General features: G+C 32.0%; 24 protein-coding genes. 9 read left to right on the top strand and 15 right to left on the bottom strand.

The window, feature by feature from the left end:
* The 4 genes from ABD939_RS12575 to ABD939_RS12590 all read left to right on the top strand — a co-directional run.
* On the top strand, positions 1 to 2,650 hold a 2,650-nt coding region (locus tag ABD939_RS12575), incomplete at its 5' end, for an HYR domain-containing protein (protein ID WP_345169207.1).
* An 11-nt stretch (positions 2,651 to 2,661) separates the two neighbouring features.
* Positions 2,662 to 3,582: a PorP/SprF family type IX secretion system membrane protein gene (locus ABD939_RS12580; RefSeq protein ID WP_345169212.1), complete on the top strand. Its 921-nt coding sequence runs from the start codon at positions 2,662 to 2,664 to the stop codon at positions 3,580 to 3,582.
* 10 nt (positions 3,583 to 3,592) lie between these two features.
* On the top strand, positions 3,593 to 5,512 hold the full coding sequence (locus ABD939_RS12585) for an OmpA family protein (RefSeq protein WP_345169216.1): 1,920 nt from the start codon (positions 3,593 to 3,595) through the stop codon (positions 5,510 to 5,512).
* A gap of 69 nt (positions 5,513 to 5,581) precedes the next feature.
* Positions 5,582 to 7,498: an OmpA family protein gene (locus ABD939_RS12590; RefSeq protein ID WP_345169219.1), complete on the top strand. Its 1,917-nt coding sequence runs from the start codon at positions 5,582 to 5,584 to the stop codon at positions 7,496 to 7,498.
* Between the two features lie 287 nt (positions 7,499 to 7,785).
* Here the strand turns inward: ABD939_RS12590 and ABD939_RS12595 are convergent, their stop codons facing one another.
* Complete coding sequence (locus ABD939_RS12595; RefSeq protein WP_345169222.1) at positions 7,786 to 8,283, bottom strand: CAP domain-containing protein; 498 nt, start codon at positions 8,281 to 8,283, stop codon at positions 7,786 to 7,788.
* Between the two features lie 166 nt (positions 8,284 to 8,449).
* A complete protein-coding gene (gene pdxH, locus ABD939_RS12600) occupies positions 8,450 to 9,097 on the bottom strand; it encodes a pyridoxamine 5'-phosphate oxidase (RefSeq protein ID WP_345169225.1) in 648 nt (215 codons plus the stop codon).
* An 85-nt stretch (positions 9,098 to 9,182) separates the two neighbouring features.
* On the opposite strand from pdxH, the gene ABD939_RS12605 reads away from it, so the two are divergent.
* Entirely contained in the window at positions 9,183 to 9,596 is a 414-nt protein-coding gene (locus ABD939_RS12605) for a hypothetical protein (protein ID WP_345169228.1), read from the top strand.
* On the opposite strand, the gene ABD939_RS12610 is transcribed toward ABD939_RS12605, so the two are convergent.
* From ABD939_RS12610 to rpsA, 6 genes are all read right to left on the bottom strand, one after another.
* Positions 9,589 to 10,497: a ribonuclease Z gene (locus ABD939_RS12610; RefSeq protein WP_345169230.1), complete on the bottom strand. Its 909-nt coding sequence runs from the start codon at positions 10,495 to 10,497 to the stop codon at positions 9,589 to 9,591. The two genes, ABD939_RS12605 and ABD939_RS12610, sit on opposite strands and share 8 nt — an antisense overlap.
* A gap of 1 nt (position 10,498) precedes the next feature.
* On the bottom strand, positions 10,499 to 10,969 hold the full coding sequence (locus tag ABD939_RS12615) for a DUF3291 domain-containing protein (protein ID WP_345169233.1): 471 nt from the start codon (positions 10,967 to 10,969) through the stop codon (positions 10,499 to 10,501).
* Positions 10,970 to 11,302 (bottom strand): ribonuclease Z, encoded by a 333-nt coding sequence (locus tag ABD939_RS12620; RefSeq protein WP_345169236.1) that lies wholly within the window; start codon positions 11,300 to 11,302, stop codon positions 10,970 to 10,972.
* Positions 11,303 to 11,306: 4 nt separating this feature from the next.
* Positions 11,307 to 12,236, bottom strand: coding sequence for an aspartate carbamoyltransferase catalytic subunit (locus ABD939_RS12625; RefSeq protein ID WP_345169239.1), 930 nt, complete (start codon positions 12,234 to 12,236; stop codon positions 11,307 to 11,309).
* A 9-nt stretch (positions 12,237 to 12,245) separates the two neighbouring features.
* Positions 12,246 to 12,785 (bottom strand): bifunctional pyr operon transcriptional regulator/uracil phosphoribosyltransferase PyrR, encoded by a 540-nt coding sequence (pyrR, locus tag ABD939_RS12630; protein ID WP_345169243.1) that lies wholly within the window; start codon positions 12,783 to 12,785, stop codon positions 12,246 to 12,248.
* 131 nt (positions 12,786 to 12,916) lie between these two features.
* Positions 12,917 to 14,764: a 30S ribosomal protein S1 gene (gene rpsA / locus ABD939_RS12635; protein WP_345169246.1), complete on the bottom strand. Its 1,848-nt coding sequence runs from the start codon at positions 14,762 to 14,764 to the stop codon at positions 12,917 to 12,919.
* Between the two features lie 332 nt (positions 14,765 to 15,096).
* Between rpsA and ABD939_RS12640 the strand changes: the two genes are divergently transcribed.
* A complete protein-coding gene (locus tag ABD939_RS12640) occupies positions 15,097 to 15,474 on the top strand; it encodes a LysM peptidoglycan-binding domain-containing protein (RefSeq protein WP_345169250.1) in 378 nt (125 codons plus the stop codon).
* 47 nt (positions 15,475 to 15,521) lie between these two features.
* On the opposite strand, the gene cmk is transcribed toward ABD939_RS12640, so the two are convergent.
* From cmk to ABD939_RS12660, 4 genes are all read right to left on the bottom strand, one after another.
* Entirely contained in the window at positions 15,522 to 16,217 is a 696-nt protein-coding gene (cmk, locus tag ABD939_RS12645) for a (d)CMP kinase (RefSeq protein WP_345169253.1), read from the bottom strand.
* A 29-nt stretch (positions 16,218 to 16,246) separates the two neighbouring features.
* A complete protein-coding gene (gene porQ, locus ABD939_RS12650) occupies positions 16,247 to 17,266 on the bottom strand; it encodes a type IX secretion system protein PorQ (RefSeq protein WP_345169254.1) in 1,020 nt (339 codons plus the stop codon).
* A 108-nt stretch (positions 17,267 to 17,374) separates the two neighbouring features.
* The gene (gene lon / locus ABD939_RS12655; protein ID WP_345169256.1) at positions 17,375 to 19,825 is read right to left on the bottom strand and encodes an endopeptidase La; all 2,451 of its coding nucleotides are present in this window, start codon (positions 19,823 to 19,825) and stop codon (positions 17,375 to 17,377) included.
* Positions 19,826 to 19,991: 166 nt separating this feature from the next.
* Positions 19,992 to 20,642, bottom strand: a complete 651-nt coding sequence (locus tag ABD939_RS12660) for a rhomboid family intramembrane serine protease (RefSeq protein WP_345169258.1) — start codon at positions 20,640 to 20,642, stop codon at positions 19,992 to 19,994.
* A gap of 62 nt (positions 20,643 to 20,704) precedes the next feature.
* On the opposite strand from ABD939_RS12660, the gene ABD939_RS12665 reads away from it, so the two are divergent.
* Positions 20,705 to 21,583, top strand: coding sequence for a lysophospholipid acyltransferase family protein (locus ABD939_RS12665; protein WP_345169260.1), 879 nt, complete (start codon positions 20,705 to 20,707; stop codon positions 21,581 to 21,583).
* A gap of 5 nt (positions 21,584 to 21,588) precedes the next feature.
* Here ABD939_RS12665 and ABD939_RS12670 read toward each other — a convergent pair whose 3' ends face one another.
* Genes ABD939_RS12670 through glmM form a run of 3 tightly spaced genes read right to left on the bottom strand, consistent with a single transcriptional unit; the run spans position 21,589 to position 24,334 of the window.
* Positions 21,589 to 22,374 (bottom strand): class I SAM-dependent methyltransferase, encoded by a 786-nt coding sequence (locus ABD939_RS12670; protein WP_345169263.1) that lies wholly within the window; start codon positions 22,372 to 22,374, stop codon positions 21,589 to 21,591.
* A 9-nt stretch (positions 22,375 to 22,383) separates the two neighbouring features.
* Positions 22,384 to 22,920 (bottom strand): acyl-CoA thioesterase, encoded by a 537-nt coding sequence (locus ABD939_RS12675; protein WP_345169266.1) that lies wholly within the window; start codon positions 22,918 to 22,920, stop codon positions 22,384 to 22,386.
* A gap of 25 nt (positions 22,921 to 22,945) precedes the next feature.
* Complete coding sequence (gene glmM, locus ABD939_RS12680; RefSeq protein WP_345169269.1) at positions 22,946 to 24,334, bottom strand: phosphoglucosamine mutase; 1,389 nt, start codon at positions 24,332 to 24,334, stop codon at positions 22,946 to 22,948.
* 77 nt (positions 24,335 to 24,411) lie between these two features.
* On the opposite strand from glmM, the gene ABD939_RS12685 reads away from it, so the two are divergent.
* Both ABD939_RS12685 and ggt read left to right on the top strand, forming a co-directional pair.
* Positions 24,412 to 25,020, top strand: a complete 609-nt coding sequence (locus ABD939_RS12685; protein WP_345169272.1) for an acyl carrier protein phosphodiesterase — start codon at positions 24,412 to 24,414, stop codon at positions 25,018 to 25,020.
* On the top strand, positions 25,007 to 26,695 hold the full coding sequence (gene ggt, locus ABD939_RS12690) for a gamma-glutamyltransferase (RefSeq protein WP_345169275.1): 1,689 nt from the start codon (positions 25,007 to 25,009) through the stop codon (positions 26,693 to 26,695). Before ABD939_RS12685 ends, ggt begins: the two co-directional genes overlap by 14 nt.
* Positions 26,696 to 26,735 lie beyond the last annotated feature (40 nt).

Below are 26,735 nucleotides of genomic sequence, written 5' to 3' on the forward strand. Positions count from 1 at the left end.
TCCTGCTTCTGGGTCATTATTCCCTATTGGTACCACTACAGTAACTTTCCAAGTGGAAGATGCTTCAGGAAATATTGTAACCTGTAGCTTTACAGTTACTGTTGCTGATAACGAAAACCCAACAATAGTATGTTTAGCTCCTATTAACCAAACTGCTGATGCTGGAGTTTGTGGTGCAATAGTTACATTCGTTGCTCCCGTAGGAACAGATAATGCTCCAGGTGTAACAACAGTGCAAACGGCTGGATTACCTTCTGGTTCCTTGTTCCCAGTAGGAACAACAACAAATACTTATGTAGTTACTGATGCAACTGGAAATACTGCTACATGTAGTTTTACTGTAATAATTACTGATGATGAATTACCAGTTATTGTATGTCCTGCTGATATTAGTCAACAAGCTGATTCTGCAATATGTGCGTCTGCAGTTAGTATAGTAGACCCTACAGCAACTGATAATTGTTCAACAACATTTGTATTTGAAGGAATTCGTTCAGATAATTTAGAATTAACTGATGCTTATCCTGTAGGTGTTACAACAATTACTTGGACAGCAACTGATGAAAATAATAATACAAGTTTACCATGTATACAAACAATTAATATTACTGATGATGAAGCTCCGGTTTTTGTTGAAACACTTCCAGTAGATGTTACTGTAGAATGTGATCAAGTTCCAGATGCAGTAGTATTAACTGCTACTGATAATTGTAATTCTGCTGATGTAACTTTTACCGAAGTAAGAACTGATGGCTCATGTTCATCAACTTACATATTAACTCGCACATGGATAGCTACAGATACAAGTAATAATTCAACTCAACATATTCAAATAGTTACAGTTGAAGACAATACACCTCCTGTTTTATCTTTACCTGCTAATGTAACGGCAGAGTGTAGTGCAGACCTTACGCCTGTAATGTTTGGCTTTGCAACAGCAATTGATAACTGTGATGCAAATCCTGTAATAGCATACTCTGATGTAACAACGAATGGAGCATGTTCAGGTACTTTTACAATTACTAGAACTTGGACAGCAACTGATGAATGTGGAAACGTTTCTACGGCAGATCAAATAATTTCAACATCAGACACTACAGCTCCTGAATTTGTAGAAGACTTACCACAGGATTTAACTATAGAGTGTAATTCAGTACCAGCAGCAGAAATACTAACTGCTACTGATAATTGTGGTAATGCTGAAGTAACTGTAAATGACACCAGAACAGATGGTAATTGTCCAAATAACTATATAATTACTAGGATATATACAGCTACGGACGATTGTGGTTTAACAAATACACATGTACAAACTATAACAGTAGTAGATATTACCCCTCCTACATTTGTAGAAACATTACCAGCGGTTAATCTGGTTGTAGAATGTGATGCTGTGCCAGTTGCAGAAACACTAACCGCAACTGATACTTGTGGTTCAGCTTCAGTATCTGTGGCCGACATTATTACTAATGGTAATTGTGATAATAATTATACTATTGCACGTACTTGGACAGCTACAGACGAATGCGGATTAACAACAACGCATACTCAAATAATAACTGTTCAAGATACTACGCCTCCAGAATTTGTTGAAGCCTTACCAACTGATATTTTAGTTGAATGTGATGCTATACCTAGTGCAGAAACTATAACAGCAACAGATAATTGCGGAGACGCTGTAGTAACCGTTGCCGATGTTAGAACAGATGGAGATTGTCCTAACAACTATATCATTTCTAGAACTTGGACGGCTACTGATGAGTGTGGTTTAACAACAAGACATACTCAAACAATAACAGTTCAAGATACTACAGCACCAGTGCCAACATCTAATTTTGAATCAACATTAAATGTAAGCTGTATAGATATTCCTGATGCACCTCAATTAGAATTTACAGACAACTGTTCTTCTAATGTTATAGTTGTATTCAATGAAACAAATTCATTTGATGAAAATGTTTTTGCAGATTATGAAATTGTAAGAACCTGGACTGTAAGAGACGAGTGTAATAATGAAGAAACATACACACAAACGCTATTTGTTGCGCTAGATGAAGTAATTACAGAGTTTACTGTTCAAGATAGATGTTATGATGATGGTATAGTTAACCTAAATGATTTTATAGGAGATTTAAATACTAATGGTGTATGGGAACTTTTAGAAGGAGATCCTGTAGCTACTGTAAATGAAAATGGAATTTTCGATCCAACAGGATTAGAACTTAGTGAAACATTTTTACCTGAAGATGGTGGAATAGACTATAAATTTAGATACACAACTACTGATGCTGGATGTATTAGCATTACAGAGATAACAATGAATGTTAATGCAGATTGTGTAGTACTACCTTGTGGTGAAAATGATGTAGTGGTTTCAAAAGCAGTAACACCAAACGGAGATGCTTATAATGAGTTCTTTGAAATTAGTGGAATAGAATTATGTGGTTTCCAATATGAAGTTAAAATATTCAATAGATGGGGTGCTTTAATTTACGAATCACTTAATTACCAAAACGATTGGAATGGTAAAGCCATAAACTCTATTGGGTCTGCTGGTAAAGTACCAAACGGAACTTATTACTATATAATTATTCTAAAAAATAGTGGATTAAATCCTATAACAGGTCCAGTTTACCTAGGAACCAAATAAAACATTAACCTATGAAACTTATAAAACATAACATAATTGCTATTGCATTGTTAAGCTGTACGGTTGGGGTTGCGCAACAATTACCGCAATTCACACAGTACATGTACAATACAATTTCTATAAATCCCGCTTATGCAGGAAGTAGAGAAGCTTTAAGTATTGTTGGATTACACAGAAGCCAGTGGGTTGGTTTTAAAGGCGGTCCTATTACGCAAACACTTTCAATACATACACCACTTAGAAATGATAGAATTGGTCTGGGATTATCTTTTATAGAAGATGATTTAGGTCCAGAAAACTTCACTTATTTGTATGGAGACTTTTCATATGCAATACCTACCGGTGTTGATGGTAAGTTAGCGTTTGGTTTAAAAGCTGGATTTACTCAATATAGCTTAGACCCTGATTTTCGACAATCAGAAAGTTTCGACCCTTCAATATTTGGTATTGAAGACAGATGGACACCTAATTTAGGTCTGGGTGTATATTGGAGTACTAATAGAATATATGCTGGTTTATCTGTACCAAGAGTTTTAAATACAGATAAAAATACTGATGATGGATTTGAAGCTCTAGATAGGTTAAGTTACTACTTTACTGTTGGTGGAGTAATAGACTTTAGTAATAGCATTAAATTTAAACCTGCAGCTTTAATAAAAGCTACAAATGGTGCTCCAGTTTCATATGATTTAACAGCTAATTTCTTATTCAACGAAAAGTTTTGGTTAGGTGGATCGTACAGAATTAATGAACAAACAGCTGCCATTGGTGGTATAGCAGACTTTCAGGTATCTAGACAATTACGTATTGGTTATGCTTATGAAAAACCAATATCAGATATATCAAGTTTTACCTCTGGAACCCATGAAATTTTGCTTATTTATGAATTTAAATTCTTAAGCTCTAAATTAAAATCACCTAGATATTTCTAATAAATTTTATATGAAAATTAAAAATTACATATTAGTTTGTATCCTATTTTTGCTAAGTTTTAGTGCTTTTTCACAACAAGGAAAACAAAAAAGAGCAGACACATTATTTAATAAATTCTCTTTTGTAAAAGCCGCTAAAGTTTACAGAGAACTTATTCAAAATAATTATAATAAAGACTATGCGACAAGGCAACTTGCAGATTGTTATGCATTTTTAAGAGACCCAAGAAATGCTTCTAGATATTACAAAAGTGTAGTAAAACAAGAAAATGTTCCTGTTGAATATTATTATAAATATGCACAGTCGCTTCGTGGTATGAAGAAATACGAAGACTCTCAAATCTGGCTTCAGCGCTTTAAAGATTCTGGTGGTGTTGTAACTGCTAACGATTTCTCTAAAGACATTAATTTTATTACAAGCGTATTTGGCGCAAAACAGCAGTATTTCTTAGATAGAGTTCGTTTTAACTCTAAGTATAGTGATTTTGGTGCTTTTGAGCAAGATGGAAAAATATACTTTACCTCTGCAAGAGACGAAGGTGTAACTGTAAAACGTCTTTATGGTTGGAATGAACAACCTTTTTTAGACGTATATGTTACAGAAGTTGGAAGCAAAAAAAATGTAGACCATACAGGAAAAATTAAAGGAGATGTAAATTCAATATATCATGATGGACCAATTACCATTACAAAAGATGGTAAAACCATGTATTTTTCTAGAAATAATTTCAATGAAGATATTGAAACTAAAGACCGAAAAGGCTTAACAAATATGAAAATTTACCGTGCTACTTTAGTAGATGGTGAATGGACAAACATTGAAGATTTACCAATAAATGGCGATAATTTCTCTACGCAACATCCAGCTTTAAATAATGATGACACTAAGTTATACTTTGCTTCAGACAGACCCGGAACGAAAGGAGGTTCTGATATTTGGACTGTTGACATACGTCCTGATGGGCTTCTTATAAACTTACAAAATATTGGAGACGTTGTAAATACTGAAAGTGCCGAAGGTTTTCCATTTTTAAACAATGAAGGTGTACTATTCTTTTCATCTGATGGACATACAGGTCTTGGATTATTAGATGTATTCGCAACTATTAAAGGTGATAAAGATGATAGCATCGTTGATGTTATTAACTTAGGCGTTCCTGTAAACTCTAATAAAGACGATTTCTCATTTTCTATGAATGCCAATGGTATTACAGGATATTTCGCTTCTAACAGAAAAGGTGGTCGAGGTAGTGATGATATTTATGCATTTCACAGAGAGCCTGTACTTCATGTTGAAGGCGTTGTTACAGATGCCATAAACACCAATCCCATACCAAACTCAGTAATTACATTGTTTGACGACAAAGAAAATAAAATTGCTGATATGGTAACCGATGAAAATGGTTACTATCAAATCAATATAGATAGAAATAAAGATTATAAGATTGTAGCCAGCCAAGATAAATATATTGATGATTATAGAACATTTACCTCCAAAAACATACAAACAGAACTTATAACTATTAACGCTAATTTGTTATTAAACCCTGTTCCTAATGTGGTAAAACTTGCAGAATTAAATACTATTTACTTCGATTTTAATAAATATAATATTAGAGAAGATGCTGCTTTAGAGCTTGATAAAATTGTGAACTTAATGCAAAACGATTACCCGGAAATGGTAATACGTATTGAGTCGCATACAGATTCTAGAGGAGAATTAACATATAACGATAAGTTATCAATTGATCGAGCCAATGCTACATACGATTACTTGATTTCTAAAGGCATTAATCCAGAAAGAATTACAGAACATCAAGGTTTTGGAGAGCGTAGATTAACAAATGGTTGTGAAGACGGAGAAGACTGTGAAGAAAAAGACCATCAGTTAAACAGGCGTACTCAATTTATTGTTGTTCAAATGGAATAAAATTATCGCAATACTATTTTGCGAATAATTAAATAGAAGGTTACCTAGCCTTTTAAAAATATAAACCCCATGAAACTAAAAAACTACATACTAGTTTGTTTGCTATCATTTGCTGGCTATACAGCTTTTGCACAATATGGAGCGCAAAAAAGAGCAGATAATTTATTTAACAAGTTTTCTTTTGTTAATGCTTCAGAATTGTACCATGATCTCATTGATAAAGAATACAATGTAGATTATGCTACTAGGCAATTAGCAGATAGTTATGCATTTTTAAGAAATCCAGACAGTGCAGTTGTTTACTACAAAAAAGCCGTACAACAAGACAATGTACCTATTGAATATTATTATAATTATGCACAAGCCTTAAGAGGAGTTGAAGATTATAAAGGTTACAGATTATGGATGCGAAACTTTAAAAAAGCTGGTGGGAGAATAAATGATGTTAAATTATCAAAAGACAGTGATTTTATAAGTTCAATTTTTAATGCCAAACAGCAGTATTTTTTAACTGATGTAAATTTCAATTCTAAGTATAGCGATTTTGGAGCTTACGAACATGATGGTAAAATATATTTTGCATCATCTAGAAATGAAGGAGTATCATCAAAACATATTTATGGTTGGAACAAAGAACCTTTTTTAGATATTTATACAACTGCAAATCGTACTGATAGCATTGTAGATCATAAATCAAGATTGAAAGGTGATGTAAACACAATTTATCACGAAGGTCCTTTAACTATTACAAAGGATGGTAAAACAATTTATTTTTCAAGAAACGACTTTAATAAAAAGACCCTGGGAAAAGACAATGAAGGTATAACCAACCTAAAAATTTATAAAGCTTCGTTACTTGATGATCAATGGACAAATATTGAAGAACTGCCATTTAACAGTAACAACTACTCTACCGCCCACCCTGCTTTAAATGCTGATGGTACTAAGTTATACTTTGCTTCAGATATGCCAGGAAGTATTGGTGGAACAGATATTTTCTTTGTAGATATAAATTCTAATGGCACTTTTGCCGAACCAAAAAACGCTGGAAACATTATTAATACCGATAAGAACGAGCGTTTCCCTTTTATTAATAGCGAAGGTAGTTTATTTTTTGCCTCTGATGGGCATCAAGGATTAGGCTTATTAGATATTTTTGGAACAGTTACAGATAAAGATAACAACATTGTTAACGTTATCAATTTAGGAGTTCCTGTAAACTCAAGTAAAGATGATTTCTCATTTTTTATGAGTGATGATGGCTTATCCGGATTTTTTGCCTCTAATAGAAATGGTGGTGTTGGAAGCGATGATATTTATGCTTATGATAGAATTCCGCAATTAAAAATTGAAGGAACGGTTACTGACGAAAATAATAATCCAATCGAAAATGTTGTAGTTGAACTATTAGATAACGATGGAAACAAAATTGCATATCTAGAAACAGATGACGAAGGTCAGTATAAAATTAACATTGATAGAGATACCGATTATAAATTAAATACCAAGAAAGATGGATTCATAGATAATATAAAATCTGTAACCTCAAAGGGTATTGCTAGAAGTATTACAAGTATTAGTGCCAATTTTGTATTAAACCCTAAAAAAGAAGAACTTTTACCAGACGCAGAATTATATGCAATTTATTTCGATTTTAACAAGTATAATATTAGAAGAGATAGCACTGTTGAATTGGATAGAATTGTGGATTTAATGATGAATACGTATCCTAACATGGTTATTAAAATAGAATCACATACAGATTCTAGAGGAACTGCTTCTTATAATAATGTATTGTCGCAAGAAAGAGCGAATGCTACCTATAAATACTTAATAGAACATGGCGTTAATCCTGATAGAATAACCGAATACAAAGGTTATGGAGAACAAAAATTAGCAAATGAATGTGATGGGACTATAAGCTGTACGGAAGATGAACACCAATTAAATAGACGTACTCAATTTATTGTAGTAAGAATGAAATAATTTAGAATTTTTAATAAATCAAAACCATCAAAAGCATGTCTTTTGATGGTTTTTTTTTATAATCTTATTATAACTATTCTTCATTTTACTAACAAAACTATAAACTAAAAAATCCTCTCATAAAGAGAGGATTTAATACCTAAAGCTAAATTTAATAACACTTAAGTTATTAATAAATAACCTATTAATTCCTTGATTTCACAATATCAAAAATGACTTGTACACTATGGCTATTAATCAGGACACTAAAAGGTTATACTGTAATTACTCTAAAATTTAGAGTACTATTATTTTTTTATAAATATGTTGGTATAATACCACTTCCCTTCTTCATTCTTTTCTGCAGAGACATCAAAATTTGTATAATCGCCTTCAATATTGGCTTTATGCCCCTCACTTTTTAACCATGCTCTAACAACAGATTCTGCTGAACTGTAACCGTAGGCTACGTTTTCAGAAACACGTTTTGCTCCGGCGTTACTTTTTAAATATTCGCTTCGCATAAAAAAGTTGGTATGCGATACTTCATTATTATCAACCATATAATCCGTATGAGTAAAAGCTACAGATTTTACAACAGTCATATCTGAAAGTGAATTTAATCCCATTGATAATCTATGATTATTAATAAGCTCTAAAATTTCAACTTCAATTGTTTTTGTTTTTGGTGTAGTAACCTTTAATTCAAGTGCTTGAGCTTTCTCGTCAATACTATCTGTTGTGCAAGAAGTAAATGCAAACACAACAAATAAAGCCAATAAAGGCAGTTTTGTTAACAACTTCATAAGTAGGTAAATTTAGTTTCGGTTTTATAAAGTTATTCACCAAAACACAGTTTAGCCTATTTATGTATTAGAAATCGATGAAATACATTTCAAATATCGATTAAAAACATTTTTTATCGATTAAATGTAATTTAAACATCAATATTTTTGTATTTCATCGTTTTTTTTATGGAGATAATCGATGAATTAGCCAACTATAATCTTTTTGTAATTGATATCTAATTCTATCATGTAGTCTATTTGGGCGTCCTTGCCAGAATTCAATTTCTATGGGTTTTACTATATATCCACCCCAAAAAACTGGTCTAACAATCTCTTTGCCTTCATGTTTTTTCTCTAACTCAGAAAGTTTGTTTTCAAGATACTCTCTATCTTCAATAACTTCACTTTGATTAGATACTAAAGCTCCTAATTGACTACCTCTTGGTCTAGACTCAAAATAACCATCACTTAAATTTTCAGCTATTTTTTCAGCCTTTCCTTTAATTATAATTTGCCTTTCAGCTCCATGCCAAAAAAATGACAAACACACATTTGGGTTAGCCGCAATAGCTTTACCTTTTTCACTTTTATAGTTGGTGTAAAAAATAAAACCTTCGTAGGTATATTTTTTAAGCAATACTACTCTATTCTTTGGGTAACCGTCTAATCCTATAGTGGATATAGTCATCGCATTTGTTTCATCTTCAGCAAAATGAGTATCAACTTCATAAAACCATTTTTGGAATAATTCCATAGGATTATCAGGAACTTCATTTAAAAGTAATGCTCCTTTTTCATAAGATTTTCTGTAGTTACCAAGATCTTTCTCCATAGATTACAAATTAACAAAATTTTAATTTTTTTAAGCTTATTAATATTGGTTAACTTTATATTTTTGCATGCCCAAAAAAAATACTATGAAATTTGAAGAATCGCACTACTTTAAAAGCTTAAAAGCCCACAAATTAGAAATGCCATTTGGTAATTTTTATTTGTGTGAAAAGTTTTTTATTTCTGAACTAAACGAAGGTATTCATTTTGATTGGCAGAAAATTGAAGATGTTGTTGCTGAATTAATTAAGTTTTATGGTAAAGATGCAAAATTAGGGTATATTCCTAATAGGATAAATTCTTACTCAGTAAATCCACATTATTGGGATAAAGTTGATAAAACATTTAATATAATAGTAGCCAGCGCCATAGTTGTTTATTCTACAATGACCCTAATGAACGCTGATTTAGAAAAACGTTTTTTTAAAAAAAGTATAAAGCGTTGTACAAGTTTAACAGAAGCTATTGAGTGGATGTATGGTTTAGAAGAATTTAAGTAAAATCAAATACCTTGCCGTCTTCTGCTAATTCAACATTATCAAAAACCATTTCAGCTTCCTCTTTAAATTGATTTAAGCCATCATATCTTGTAGAATAATGACCGAGTACTAATTTACCAACACCAGCTTTTTTTGCAATTATAGCAGCCTCTTTTGCAGTGGAATGCTTTGTTTTTTGTGTTAAATGTGCGTGTTTATCTAAAAAAGTAGATTCATGATATAATACGTCTACATTTTTTATAATAGGAACAATATCTTCTCTATAAACAGTATCACTACAAAATGCATAACTACTGGGCTTGTTTGCAGGCTTAGTGACTAAATTATTTTTTATCAATTCACCTTTTTCATTCTGCACATCAAAACCTTGTTTTAACTTTCTATAATAGGAGATATCAATATTTGCTTTTTCTACAGCTGCAATGTTCAACTTACGTTCTCCTTCTTTTTCTTTAAACAAATAACCGTTTGTATAAACCCGGTGTTCTAATGGAATAGTATATACTTCAACTTTATCATCTTCAAAAATTAATTCTGATTCTGTAGATGTTAATTCATGAAAATATAAGTTATAGTTTGTCCAAGAATCTGCCAATTTCATTTGTAGTGTTACCACTTCTTTAATTCCTTTTGGTCCATAAATATGTAAATCGGTATCACGCCCTAGTAGTCTGAATGTAGAGACTAAGCCAACCAAACCAAAAAAATGGTCGCCATGTAAATGCGATATAAAAATACGTTTAATACGACTGAATTTAATTTTGTGCTTGCGAAGTTGTACTTGTGTTCCCTCTCCACAATCTATTAAAAACATATGATTATTAATTTCTAAAACCTGCGACGTAGTATTTGTTAAAGCTCGTGGCGTGGCACTATAACAGCCTAAAATAGTGAGCTTCATATTATAAAATTGGATTATAGTTTAAAGAATCTTGACTTGAAAATTTACTTTTAAATGAAAAAGCATAAGGCGTATCTCCATGATTATTTAAATAATCCAACCTGTTTTTAGCATCTTGAAATGTTGGCTCGTAACCTTCGGGAACATACCAAAAAGCCATATGCATCATTTTTATTTTACTAAACCATTCTTTTTTTCGCTTAAAAACTTCAATATGCCCTGAATTATATGTGTAATTAAAAAGTGATTCTAAGTCTTTCCATACTGAGATATTAATTAGTATTGAATCATCTTTAAAAACTGCTACACCTAAATCTTTATCCTCATCCTGCATTCTCCAAATAAAACCATCGCTTGCATCCGCAATTGCATTAATTTTTTCAACATTATTCACAAAATCTTGCATTATGGGATCATCCATTGGCGCTAAACGTTTGGCTATGTTTACTTGAGCTAGATTGAAGTTATTCATTTAAAAGCCTAAATCACGTTCCATATCTTCCATCTCAATCATATCATAAGCCTCTTGTAATGTAGGCACAACTACTAGTTGGTCTGGTAATTCATCTAAATCTAAATTATCTCTAACAATTACAAAGGAATGTTTATTGTCTCGATGCATATTTGAAATAACTAAAAACTCAACAATATCTTTTGCTGCTAAGGTTTTTAAAGTAGTTAAATGAACAATGATATTATTATTCTCGAATTTAGGATATAAAGTTTGTAGTTTTTTTACTAACTCTATAATAGTCGCATTCTCTTGAGTAATTATAGCAATGTTACCGTTGTAATCAATAATCATAACTTTACTGTTTTATTTTTGAAGCTAATAAATATATCACTGCCATTCTAACTGCTACTCCATTTTGAACCTGATCCAAAATAATAGCTTGATTAGAATCTGCCACATCGCTAGTAATTTCTACTCCTCTGTTTATAGGACCAGGATGCATAATAGTTATTTCTTTATCTAAAGAATTTAGTAAGTCTTTATTAACACCAAATTGCTGAGTGTATTCTCTTGTAGATGGAAAATAACTAATCTCCATGCGTTCATTTTGAACTCGCAACATATTAGCTACATCACACCAATTTAAAGCTTTACGTAAATTTGTTTCAACTTTTACTCCAAGATCATTAATATATTTTGGAATTAAGGTTTTTGGGCCACAAACCATAACTTCTGCACCTTGAAGTTGCAAGGCAAATATATTAGAAAGTGCTACTCTACTATGTAAAATATCACCAACTATAACCACTTTTTTTCCTTTTACTTCACCCAACCTTTCACGAATAGAATAAGAATCCAAAAGCGCTTGTGTAGGGTGTTCATGAGCGCCATCACCAGCATTTATAATACTCGCGTTAACATGTTTTGAGAGAAATACTCCAGCTCCAGGATTTGGGTGGCGCATAACGACCATGTCAACCTTCATTGATAAAATATTATTTACCGTATCAATTAAAGTTTCTCCCTTTTTTACCGAAGATTGTGAAGAAGAAAAGTTAAGAACATCTGCAGATAAACGCTTTTCAGCAAGTTCAAAAGATAATTTTGTTCTTGTAGAATTTTCAAAAAATAAATTTGCAATGGTAATATCTCGAAGCGATGGAACTTTTTTAATTGGTCTATTAATCACTTCTTTAAAATGATCGGCAGTTTCAAAAATAAGTTTAATATCTTTTTTGTTGAGATATTTAATTCCTAATAAGTGATTTACACTTAATTCGCTCATTGTTTACTTTTATTTTTCTATTAAATAAACTGAATCTTCATTATCGTATTCTTCCCAGTTCACTTTAACTTTTTCGTCATTAATAACATCTACTTGCCGCCCTCGGTAATCTGGCTGAATAGGTAAATGTCTGCTAAATCGTCTGTCTATTAACGTGAGTAATTCTATTTCGTTAGGTCGTCCAAAAGATTGTATGGCGGTTAATGCAGCCCTAATACTACGCCCTGTATATAATACATCATCAATAAAAACAATATTTTTATCCTCAACTAAAAAGTTAATTTTAGTTGTATTAGCTTCTAAAGTCTTATCTCCTCTTCTAAAATCATCTCTGTAAAACGTAATATCTAAATGTCCTAATTGGATATTTTTAACTTTATAATCGTCTTTTAAAATTTTAGCTAAACGATCTGCTAAAAATACACCTCGGGGCTGTAATCCTATAAGCACAGTGTTAGAAAAGTCGTTGTGTTTTTCAATAAGTTGACAAGCCAATCGGTGAAGAATGATGTTTACCTCTTTTGCGTTAAGTAAAACTTTTTGACTCATATTACTATCCAAACGTATCTGGAAAGCAAAGGTAATGCAAAATTTTAAAATGACACTTTATAAAATTGCTTAATAAAAAAAGCCTTCAATTTCTTGAAGGCTTTTGTGCTATAGAATAAGATTAGTTACTACTACTTTTTAGCTTTAGTAGTTTTACCATCCATTTTATCTTTAAGAGCTTGTAAAGCATCATTTGCATCACCTAAAGTTGGTTTTGCTTCTGCTGCTGCACTTGCCGCTTTCTTAGCTGCTGCTTTAACGTTTTTAATCTCTTCAGCTTTAAATATTGCTGTATGAGATGCTACAACACGTTTAAATTCTTTGTTAAATTCAATGATTTTAAACTCAGCACTTTCTCCTTTTTTCAATTTCTTTCCATCTTCTTTTTCAAGGTGACGAGAAGGAACAAATGCTACAATATCTTCATTGAATGCAACTGTTGCACCTTTGTCAACAATTTCAGAAATCTCAGCAGTGTGAACAGTTTCTAAAGCGAATTCAGTTTCGTATTTATCCCAAGGATTCTCAGTTGTTTGTTTATGACCTAAAGATAATTTACGTCCTTCAACATCCAACTCTAATACTACAACGTCTAACTTATCGCCAACTGCACAAAACTCAGATGGGTGCTTAATTTTCTTAGTCCAAGATAAATCAGAGATGTAAATTAATCCATCAATACCTTCTTCTAATTCAACAAAAACACCAAAGTTTGTAAAGTTACGTACTATACCAGTGTGCTTAGAAGCTAACGGATATTTAGCAGTAATATCAGTCCATGGATCTGGTGTTAATTGCTTAATACCTAGAGACATTTTACGATCTTCTCTATCTAAAGTTAAAATTTGAGCTTCAACTTCATCTCCAACAGAAACGAAATCTTGAGCTGAACGTAAATGAGTAGACCATGACATTTCTGATACGTGAATTAATCCTTCAACACCATCTGCTACTTCAATAAATGCACCGTAATCAGCAATTACAACTACTTTACCTTTTACTTTATCACCAACTTTCACCTCTTCTGCAAGAGCTTCCCATGGGTGTTTAGATAATTGTTTAAGACCTAATTGGATTCTTGATTTGTTTTCATCAAAATCAAGGATTACAACATTTAATTTTTGGTCTAACTCAACAATCTCATTTGGATGATTGATTCTAGACCAAGATAAATCTGTTATATGAACTAATCCATCAACACCTCCAAGATCAATAAATACACCGTATGAAGTAATATTTTTAACAATACCCTCTAATACTTGACCTTTTTCTAATTGACCAATTATTTCTTTCTTTTGGATTTCAATATCAGCTTCAATTAAAGCTTTGTGAGATACAACTACGTTTTTGAATTCGTGGTTGATTTTCACAACTTTAAATTCCATAGTTTTGTTTACATACTGGTCGTAATCTCTAATAGGTTTCACGTCAATTTGAGAACCTGGTAAGAATGCCTCAATTCCAAAAACATCTACAATCATACCACCTTTAGTTCTGCATTTTACAAAACCATTAACGATTTCTCCAGTTTCGTGTGCTTTATTTACACGATCCCATGCTTTAATTACTCTTGCTTTTCTGTGAGATAATACTAATTGTCCTGTTGCATCTTCACGCACGTCAATTAATACTTCAACTTTATCTCCTACTTTTAAATCTGGATTGTAACGAAATTCGTTTAAAGAAATAACACCTTCAGACTTTGCATTGATGTCTATAATTGCATCACGTTCAGTCATGTGAATTACTGTACCTTCAACAACTTCATCATCTAAAGTGTCAACAAAATTTTCTGCTACTAGTTTTTCAAATTCTTTAAGTTGTTTGTCATCAACTTCATCAATACCTTCTTGGTAGTTGTGCCAGTTAAACTCTTTTAAGAATTTTTCAGGGTTTGCTTTTGCTTCAGATACTACTGGAGCTTCTACAGTTGTTGCTTCAGTTGCTTCAACTTCAGCTTGTTTTGCTTTATCAGCCATTTAATTTAATTCTGTAATGTTAAGTATAAAAACTCTAACATTACGTTTTGTATTCTGTTATGCTTTGGAAAATTTAAGCGAATAACACACAGAAGTGTTATATTATTTTTTAATTTCATTCCTTTTATCTTTCCAACGATTCGCTAAAAGGAGTGCAAAAATACATATTATTGATATAATTACCTAAAAATGAAAAAATAAATACTTGTGACTTTTATAAATATTATGGGTCTAAACTCATAGAAACAATATCTTATTCCATATTTAATTAAAACATTCGAATATTTTATTATATTGTTCATACAAATTATTACAATTAAAATTTAAAAATCATGGTTAAAGCAAAGTATCAAGACGTATTAAACTTGGGTGAAGAATTAAATATTCAAGACGGAAAAGTAACAGAAGAAAACGGTGTTCTAAAAATTAAAGGAACAGCAAATACACCTTACGAAAAAGACATTCTCTGGGATAAAATAAAGGAAATTGGAGGAGATAGTCCTTCAGATATTATGGCAAATATATCAGTAGCAGATGATACTGTTTATGCAAGACATACCGTAAAAAGTGGAGAAACGCTAGGTAAAATAGCTATTCAGTATTATGGAAAAGCATCTAAATATCAAGATATTTTTAAAGCTAATTCTGATATTTTAAAGAATCCAGATTTAATTCATCCAGATCAAGAATTAATTATACCTAACTTATAATATTAAGTATAGAAATTATAAAAAAAAGCGACCTTTGGTCGCTTTTTTTATTCAAGACCTTCAATGGTCATTTTAGCCAATTGAAGAATCTTATTAAATTGTTCATCTAAACTCAGGTTAGAATTATCAATTTCTATAGCATCTTTAGCTTTTATAAGTGGTGAATCCTTTCTGTTAGAATCTATATAATCCCGTTCTTGAACGTTTTTTAGAACATCATCATAACTTACTGCATCTCCACGTTCTATAAGCTCATCATAGCGCCTTAGCGCTCGTTTCTCTGCCGAAGCTGTCATAAATAATTTTAATTCTGCCCTAGGAAAAACAACAGTTCCAATATCTCTACCATCCATAACTACGCCTTTGTTTTCTCCCATTTGTTGTTGCTGTTTTACTAATTGCTCTCGCACTTCGCTAACTGCAGCAACTTTACTAACAAAATTAGAAACTGCTAATGTTCTAATGTCATTTTCAATATTTACATCATTCAAATAAACTTCAGCAAAACCCAAATCTTCATTAAACTTAAAACTCACTTTAACTTTAGGTAGATTATAAATGAGAGCTTCTTTATTAAAATCATCATTATTAATAAACCCTTTTTGCATAGCAAAATAAGTAATAGCTCTGTACATAGCACCAGAATCTACATAAACATAACCTAAATACTTTGCAATTTGTTTAGCTACAGTACTTTTCCCAGTTGATGAGTAGCCATCTATGGCTATAGTAATTTTATTCATAGTTTATAGAATTAAACAAAAATAGGTATTTATTGCAAATCTATTTGTAAACCAAAGAAGTTTGAATTTGCTGCACTTGTATATTTTGCATGTGTGTAACTAAAGCGCATTTTGTTCATTTTAATTGAAAATCCGGCAGATAAGCCTGAAAAATTACGTTGGTCTATAATCCGTAACTCCTCTCCTCTTCTAAAATTATAACCCAATCTAATATTAAATCCACCTTCGGGAAATATTTCTGCTCCTAAAATAGTATGACGAATCACTTGACCTAGAAATCCGATTTTTTCAGAGGTTTGATTTCCGCCTAAATCACTTGTAGCGCGGGCAGGATTAGGTCTTGCAATAGGCCAATCTTGAAGATTTTCAAAAGTAACATGCCAACGGATTGGAACATTCTCTAAACGCTGAGACATTCCAAAAGCGACCTCAAAAGGAAGTGGTTCATTTAAACCTGCATAAGTAGTTATTTGCGAACCCAAATTTCTAACAACTAATGCTGCATTAAAATCTAAATAATCGTTTACATATACCAAACCTAAATCTACAGCTGCGCCAAGAGACGTGTATTGTTCTAATTTAGAGGTAATTAACTTTAAATTACCACCGAAATAAAAATCTGAATAACCAATTTGAAGTGAATAACCAATAGATAATGCAGCTTCATTTCCACTAAAGGTTCCAGTTGAATTTCCAGCTTCATCATAGCCATCAAAAGAGCCATAATTCACATAGGTAATACCTGCATGAAAGGTCTGTGTACGTCTATCTACAGTATATGCATAAGCTGCTGTACCATAACTAATACCTCCTAAATAATTTGTGTAATTTAATGCGAATTGATTATCCATTTCTGGATTTATTGTTGCAGGATTAAAAAGTGCTTGAGTAACATCATAATCTATATTAGTAAACACTTTTCCACCCAAAGCTGCTTGCCTTGGCGATGATACTAAATTAAGAAACTGATACGTAGCCTCACCTCCTACTTGCGCAGTAACGAGTAAACCAATAGAGAAACAAAAAAAAGTGATAATCTTCTTTAGCATATTTACGACACAAAGTAAGTAAATCTATCTTAAAACGGCTGCATGATTCTTTTATTTTAAAACATAAAAAAACCTCGAGATTATCGAGGTTTTAATTTATAATGATTTTTATAATTTTTTTGGATTCTTAACCTTTTGATTAGTTAGTGCTAGTTTAATAACATCACTCATATCTGTTACATAATGGAAGGTTAATCCTTTCAAGTATTCTGGCTTTATTTCTTCAATATCTCGTCTGTTATCTTCACACAAAAGAATCTCTTTTATCCTAGCACGTTTTGCTGCTAAAATCTTTTCTTTAATACCACCTACTGGTAATACTTTTCCACGGAGTGTTATTTCACCAGTCATTGCTAGACTTTTCTTAACTTTTTTCTGCGTAAATAATGACACTAATGATGTTAACATCGTAACCCCAGCACTTGGACCATCCTTTGGAGTAGCACCTTCTGGAACGTGAATATGTACATTGTAATTATCAAAAACAGAAGAGTCTATACTAAATGTATCTGCGTTTGATTTTATATACTCCATAGCAATAGTAGCAGATTCCTTCATTACTTTACCCAGATTTCCAGTAACACTTAAAGCGCCTTTTCCTTTAGATAAAATAGATTCTATAAATAAAATATCTCCACCAACACGGGTCCAGGCTAAACCAGTAACTACACCAGCTACATTATTGTTTTCGTATTTATCACGCTCTAATTTTGGTCCGCCTAAAACTTCAATAATATCTTCATTTGAAATTTTGATATTGTAATCTTCTTCCATAGCAATATTTTTGGCTGCATAACGAACCATTTTTGCTATTTGCTTTTCTAAACCACGAACACCCGACTCTCGAGTGTAACCTTCTACAATTTTTTCTAGTTGCGGTTTTCCTATTTTTAAATGCTTATCTGTTAAACCGTGTTCTTTTAATTGCTTTGGCAACAAATGACGCTTAGCAATTTCAACCTTTTCTTCTATCGTGTAACCGGTAACATTTATAATTTCCATACGGTCACGTAATGCTGGCTGTATGGTTGATAAACTATTGGAAGTAGCAATAAACATAACTTTAGACAGGTCGTAACCCATTTCTAAAAAATTATCATAAAACTCACTATTCTGCTCAGGGTCTAAAACTTCTAACATGGCCGAAGACGGATCGCCTTGATGCGAGTTTGATAGTTTGTCTATTTCATCTAATACAAAAACCGGATTTGAAGTACCAGCCTTTTTTAAGCTTTGAATAATACGTCCAGGCATGGCACCTATATATGTTTTTCTATGTCCACGAATTTCTGCTTCATCACGCAAACCTCCTAATGAAATACGAACATACTCTCTCCCCAAAGCCTCAGCTATTGATTTCCCTAAAGAAGTTTTTCCAACTCCAGGAGGGCCGTATAAACATAAAATTGGCGATTTCATATCGTTACGAAGCTTTAAAACGGCTAAATATTCTATGATTCTGCGTTTTACATCCTCTAAACCAAAATGGTCTCTATCAAGGATTTTCATGGCGCGTTTTAAATCGAATTTATCATTGCTAAACTCATTCCATGGTAAATCTAAAAACAGTTCTAAATAATTACGTTGAATTGAATATTCTGCAACCTGCGGATTCATGCGTTGCATTTTAGCGATTTCTTTTTCAAAATGCTTCGCTACTTTTTCATCCCAAAGCTTATCCTTTGCCTTTGCTCGCATTTCTTCTATTTCGCCATCATGACTAACACCACCTAACTCCTCTTGAATGGTTTTCATTTGCTGATGCAAGAAATACTCTCGCTGTTGCTGGCTCATATCCATCTGAACTTTAGATTGGATATCGTTTTTAAGTTCCAGTTTTTGGAACTCAACATTCATGAATTTAAGTGTTGCTAATGCACGTTTTTTTAAATCGTCCATTTCTAAAAGTTGCTGCTTTTCTGAAACAGACAAATTCATGTTGGAAGACACAAAGTTTATTAAAAACGAGTTGCTTTCAATATTTTTTATAGCAAAAGAGGCTTCACTAGGGATATTCGGACTCTCTTTTATAATTTCTAGAGCTAAATCTTTTATAGAATCTATAATGGCTGAAAACTCTTTATTTTTTAATGCTGGTTTTGCTTCAGGAATATCTCTAATAGTAGCATTCATATATGGCTGCTCTGTTAATACTTCAGCAACTTTAAACCGTTTTTTTCCTTGAATAATTACAGTTACATTGCCATCAGGCATTTTTAGAACACGTAAAATTCTAGCTACTGTTCCTGTTCCATGTATTTCATTTGCAGAAGGATCTTCAATAGATTCATCTTTTTGAGCTACAACACCAATAACTTTTCCGCCTTTATTTGCGTCATTAATAAGCTTAATAGATTTGTCTCTACCTGCAGTAATGGGAATTACAACTCCGGGAAACAACACCGTATTCCTTAAAGAAAGTATAGGCAAAGTTTCAGGCAGTTCTTCGTTGTTTATCGCTTCCTCATCCTCAGGTGTCATTAACGGAATTAATTCTGAGTTTTCATCAAATTCCTGTAATGACAAACTGTCAAGCGTAGTAAATTTTGATTTTTTCATATATCTATGTAAGTCAATCTGTCATTAAAACAAATTAAACTTCTGTTTTTAGAATTTATTAAAATTATTAGTTTTCTGAATATCAGGCATATACAATATAGATATGATATTCAACTAACATACAAATTCAATAGCTATGCCATTTCTAATTTTGAAGACTTAGAATTTATATTTTACCCATTTTCTTTAAAATGAAAAGCAACACTATAGGCAAAGCAAGTAAACCAATCATTAATAAATTAGTTTGAAATAACCATGGTGATAAAATTAAGGTAATTGCAAAACCACCTATCGCACCACCAAAATGTGCATCATGTCCAATATTTCCAATTCTACTTTTCATACCATAAATAGTATATAATAAATAAGCGATACCAAAAATATAGGCTGGAATTGGTATAGGTATAAAAAACATATATAGGCTCATATCTGGTTGCAACAAAATTGCAGAGTACAGTATACCTGTAACTGCACCACTGGCACCTACTGCACTGTAATGATATTCATTTCTATGAAAATAGAACGATAAAGCGCTACCTAAAAAAAGACTTCCTAGATAAATAACCAAAAAATAAAACGGACTCAATAATTGTATAACAACATCTGCAAAGAAATAAAGCGTAAGCATATTAAATAGCAAATGTTGTGTGTCGGCATGCAAAAAACCGGAACTAAACATACGTAACTTCTCTCCGCGTTGTATTGGCCCCACTTGAAACTTATACTTCTCAAAAAAATTATAATCACCAAAACCTTTATAAGATATAATAACATTTGCTGCAATTATAGCTATGGTTACTAAATGTAAATTCCCCATGTGGTGTAAACGTTTAAATTCTATTTAACATATATTTGCCTCTACAAATCTAAAATTATTTAATGCAATTTCTAGCTTATATTATAGTTTATCCGTTTTTATGGTTAATTTCTATATTACCATTTAGGTTATTATACTTAATATCTGATGGTTTATATATATTCCTCTACCATATTATAGGCTATAGAAAAAAAGTAGTTAACAATAATTTAAAACTCGTTTTTCCCGAAAAATCTGAGAAAGAGGTTTCTTTAATTAGAAAAAAATTTTACAAGCATTTATGCGATATGTTTTTAGAAATGGCTAAAACTATGAGTATTTCTAGGGCATCATTAAAAAAGAGATTCAAATTAATAAATCCTGAAGAATTAAAACGCTTAGAATCTTTAGACAAAAGTATTTTGCTCATGTACGGGCATTATGCCAGTTGGGAATGGTCTGTAGAAATACAAAACTATGTAGCTTACAAAGGTTTTGGTGTTTATAAAAAACTAGCTAACCCATATTTTGATAAATTGGTTAGAGATATTCGTTCAAAATTTAAAACTACCCTTATAAATACTAAAGAGACCATTAGCACCATAAATAATAATGAAGTAAATAACATAAAGAGCATTATTGCATTTTTAAGCGACCAATCTCCAAGACTAACCAAGGAGGTGTATTGGGGAAAATTTATGGATATTGATATTCCATGTTTTACTGGTGCAGAACGTTTGGCTAAAAAATTAGATTTAACAATAGCATATTTAAAAGTAACAAAAATAAAACGTGGTTATTATGAAGCTGAAATTTTAACACTTACAGAAAACCCTAAAGAATACAAGAACTACGAATTAACCGATATGTTTTTAAGAGAAGTTGAAAAACAAATTTATGAAGCACCAGAATATTATTTTTGGACACATAAGCGCTGGAAACATAAAGGGAAAAAGAAATAAACTTACTAATGTTTTTTACCTATAATGTACAAATAATCGCCTAAGTTATTTTTATAAGCTTTCATCACATCTGCAATTTTTCCTTTATCAATATCACTTCTTAATTTTAGTAACCCTGCTTCTACTTCTTCTTTATTCGCTAATGACGAAAAAGAAGAGATTCCGTGCCTTATTTTAGTATTAAAATATAATTCAGGATTTTGTTTACCGCAATACAAAAATTGGTCTTCTAAATCTGGTTTAATATTATATTTTTCTGTGTTTTTTAATTTGAATCCAGCTTTAGTCATAGCAGATGTCACAACCTCTAAAGAAGGCATTTGACAAATAGAATCATTCATCATTTTTGGAAAATAATGATTTAACCAATACCCTTTCATTTGTTTAGGAGTTGAAGTAAAAATCACAATTTCTCCGTCTCTTTTAAGAATTCTGAAAAGTTCTGAAAAGGCTTTATCCAAATCAGACCAATGATGAATGGTTAACGAGCCCATAATACCGTCAATTGTGTTATTTTCTAAGCCTGTGTTTTCTGAGGTTCCAATTCTCCAATCAATATGAGGGTTTTTAACTTTAGCCTTTTCAAGCATTTCCTTTGAAGGATCTATACCAATAAATTTAAAACCTCTTTTTTGTAATGCGCTGGTGTAGTTACCTGTTCCGCAACCAATATCTAAATAAATCTTATTTTTATCTGGTTGTAAATTTTCAATCAATTTACTAACAAGATAAGGGTCTGCTTTTCGAGTACGATTGTAATTAATTCCTATTTTATCATATTTAACAGACATATGCAGTAATTATTCTTTCCAATTATCAACCAAACGACTACTCATCTGTGCGCTTTCTAATTCATAAGTATTAATTAAATCATACCTTTTTGTTGGAACGTTTTTAATTTTCAAAAGGTCTATAATTTCTGAAGTTGGTATTGTTTCTCTTCCCTTTTTAATAGTACTTTTTACTAAGCAGGTTGCTACAATTTTTTCATTTCGAACAATCTTTTGCTCAACATATATCCATTTTTCATCTATATAAGAAATTCTTGTATGTAATTGAGCTTTTTGAAATATTTTTAATGGTCTGTAATACTGAACACTTATAGCTTGACTTGGAAAATACCACTTGTTTTTAGAAGCTATTTTAAAAAAATTAGAGCGTACCATAAGATCTAATCGTCCTGTTTCCATTACAGTTAAAATGGCAGCATGATTCATTATATAAACATCAATATCAGTAATCCAAACACGAAATGAAATAACAAAGGTATCTGTTGCATTTGCTTTTGGTTTAAGCTTTGCTTTTACTAAGGTTAATAAAAGTCTAATCCATCTCATTTAACAAAACTGAAGTTATTAATTGCTAATTCTTGGCAATTGCACCAATCTCTTCAATAAATTTATCCGCTAAATCATCAGCCTCTTCTTGAGATTTTGCCTCAGTATAAATTCTAATAATAGGCTCTGTATTACTTTTGCGTAAATGTACCCAGCTTTCTGAAAAATCAATTTTTACCCCATCAATGGTTGTTAGTTGCTCATTTTGGTAACGATCTTCCATGGCTTTAAGAATACCATCAACATCCAAGTCTGGTGTTAATTGAATTTTCTTTTTACTCATAAAGTAGTTTGGATATGTTTTTCTTAGTTGGCTTACACTCATGTTTTTATCTGCTAATAAACTTAAAAATAGTGCAACACCAACCAAAGCATCTCGACCATAGTGAGCCTCTGGATAAATAATACCACCATTTCCTTCACCACCAATAACAACCTTATTTTTTTTCATCAATTGCACTACATTCACCTCTCCTACTGCACTGGCTTCGTAAGTTCCACCATGCTTTTCTGTAACATCACGCAATGCTCTGGTTGAACTCATATTACTAACCGTATTTCCAGGTGTTCTGCTCAATACATAATCTGCACAAGCTACTAGTGTGTATTCTTCTCCAAACATATCACCATTTTCATCCATAAAAGCTAAACGATCTACATCTGGATCTACTACAATACCAAAATCAGCTCTATGTTTTTTAACTGCATCCGATAAATCGGTTAAATGTTCCTTTAATGGCTCTGGATTATGAGGAAAATGCCCATTTGGTTCACAATACAGTTTAATAACATCAACACCTAAACGTTCAAGCAATAAGGGAATTGCAATACCTCCAGTCGAGTTTACACCATCAACAACCACTCTAAAACGAGCTTCTTCTATAGCTTTTACATTAACCAAGTCTAAATCTAAAACTTCAATAATGTGTAAATCTATGTAGGCTTTATTTTTTGTTATCTTTCCTAAACTATCAACATCTGCAAAATTCATGGTGTTACTTTCTGCTATATCTAGAATTTTAGCGCCTTCAACCGCATCTAAAAACTCACCTTTTTCATTAAGTAATTTTAAAGCATTCCATTGTTTTGGGTTATGGCTTGCTGTTAAAATAATACCACCATCAGCATGTTCTAACGTAGTTGCCACTTCCACGGTTGGTGTTGTAGACAAGCCTACATCAACCACATCTATTCCTAAACCAATTAAGGTGTTCATAACTAAGTTTTGCATCATTTTACCAGATATTCTAGCATCTCTTCCAACAACCACTTTATAGCGGTCTTTTTCTCTGTTTTGTTTAAGCCAAACACCATATGCAGATGCGAATTTAACAGCATCTATTGGGGTTAAATTCTCACCTACTTGTCCGCCAATAGTTCCTCTAATTCCTGATATCGATTTTATAAGTGTCATAGTTATTTTTTCTAATTAAAAAACAAATATACAATTACAAGTGGCATTTCTTAAATGGTAATTCGTAAATTTCACAAATGAATTACCTCGCTCACATTTATCTTTCTGGAGATAACGATTTAGTAACTATAGGGAATTTTATTGCCGATGGTATTAAAGGAAAAACCTATAAAAAACGCAAAAAAGATGTTCAAATTGGTATTTTATTACACAGAAATATTGACACATTTACTGATGCGCACCCAACGGTTAGGAAGAGCACAAAACGTTTGCATAAAAATTATGGGCACTATTCTGGAATAATAGTAGACATTCTCTACGATCATTTTTTAGCCAAAAACTGGAGAAATTATAGTAATGTTCCATTAGAGGAATACGTCAACTCCTTTTATGATTCACTAGAGCAGCATTACGAGATATTACCTAACAGAATACAAAAAATGATGCCTTATATGATTACCGATAATTGGCTATTGAGTTATGCCTCTATCGATGGGATTTCAAAGGTATTATCAGGGATGAATAGGCGTACAAAAAACCGATCTGGAATGGATAAAGCCATAAATGAATTAGAAGAATTTTATGAAGAGTTTGAAAACGAATTCACTTCATTTTTTGATGAACTAATTAGCTTCTCGAATAAAAAATTAAAAAAAATAAAAAAAGATATTTATGAAGCATATTAAATATTTATTTGTTGTGGTGTTACTTTTTGTTTCATGTAAAAAAACAGTGGAAACAAAAAAACGTGGTTTAATTACAGAAAGCGCTATGGTGGTTTCAGCTAGAGAAGAAGCTTCAAAAATTGGTTCCGACATATTAAAAAAAGGAGGTAATGCCTTTGATGCTATGGTTGCAACAGAATTAGCTTTGGCTGTAACATATCCATGTGCAGGTAATATTGGCGGTGGTGGTTTCATGGTTTATAGAAAAAGTAATGGTGAAATTGGTGGAATTGATTACCGAGAGAAAGCCCCAAAAGCTGCAACAAAAGACATGTACCTTGACTCCTTAGGAAATGTTATACCTAATAAAAGTACTAAAGGAGCTTTAGCTGTTGGTATTCCCGGAACAATAGCGGGTGTATTTGCAGTTCACAAAAAATTAGGCTCTCTGCCCATTGAAGATATTATAACACCTGTTATGGAACTAGCAAATAAAGGGTTTATTATTACTAAAAAACAAGAAGCCAGAATTAAAAATAAGCAAAGTGATTTCCGTGATGTAAATAAAGACTCGATACTCTTTTTAAATAATTACAAAGAAAATGACACTTTAAAACAATCTGCGTTAGCAAATACTTTACAGCAAGTTATGCTTCACGGAAGCGATGCTTTTTACAAAGGAGATATAGCCAAAACACTAGCCAAGTTTATTCAAGATAATGGAGGTATTATTACCGAAGAAGATTTAGCTTCATACGAGGCCAAATGGCGAACTCCTATTACGTTTAATTATGACGGCTTGAAAATTATTTCTATGGCGCCACCCTCAAGTGGTGGTGTTTGTTTAGCACAAATTATGAAAATGGTAGAACCTTTTGATTTAGAAAAATTTGGACATAATTCAACAAAAGCTATTCAAATACTAACAGAAGCAGAACGTCGTGCATATGCAGATAGAAGTTATTATTTAGGAGATCCAGATTTTGTAAACATCCCTATTGATGCATTAATTAGCGATGACTATTTAAAAGATAGAATGTCTAATTTTTCATTTGAAAAAGCAACTAAATCCAGTGATGTTTCTCATGGGAAAGTTCAAGTTATTGAGAGTAATGAAACAACTCATTATTCTATTATAGACCAGTTTGGAAATGCTATTTCTGCAACAACAACTTTAAATGCATACTACGGTTCTAAATTATATTGTACAGAATTAGGCTTCTTTTTAAATAACGAAATGGATGATTTTAGCATGAAACCAGGAGTTCCTAACATGTTTGGGCTTATTGGAGCTGAAGCAAATAGTATAGCCCCAGAAAAGCGGATGTTAAGTTCTATGACGCCAACCATTGTTGAAAAAGATGGAGAATTATTAATGTCTGTTGGTACTCCGGGTGGATCTACAATTATTACATCTGTGCTACAAACTATTTTAAATGTTCATGAATTTAAAATGACAATGCAAGAAGCTGTAGAAGCTCCAAGATTTCATCACCAGTGGTTACCTGATTACATTCGAATGGAACCCAATGTTTTCGATCCAAAAACTATAGATGAACTTGAAAAGTTAGGCTACACAATTAATGAAGGTATATCTCCAGTAATTGGTATAGTCGATGGAATACTGGTTTTAAATGATAAAACGTTAGAGGGTGGTGCAGATTATCGAGGTGATGATACAGCGGTCGGTTTTTAAACCTTTTTTTTTTCTAAACCAATAGTATTTAATAATTTAG

It is taken from the genome of Algibacter aquimarinus, assembly GCF_039543265.1.
In the GTDB taxonomy this organism is placed as follows: Bacteria; Bacteroidota; Bacteroidia; order Flavobacteriales; family Flavobacteriaceae; genus Algibacter_B; species Algibacter_B aquimarinus.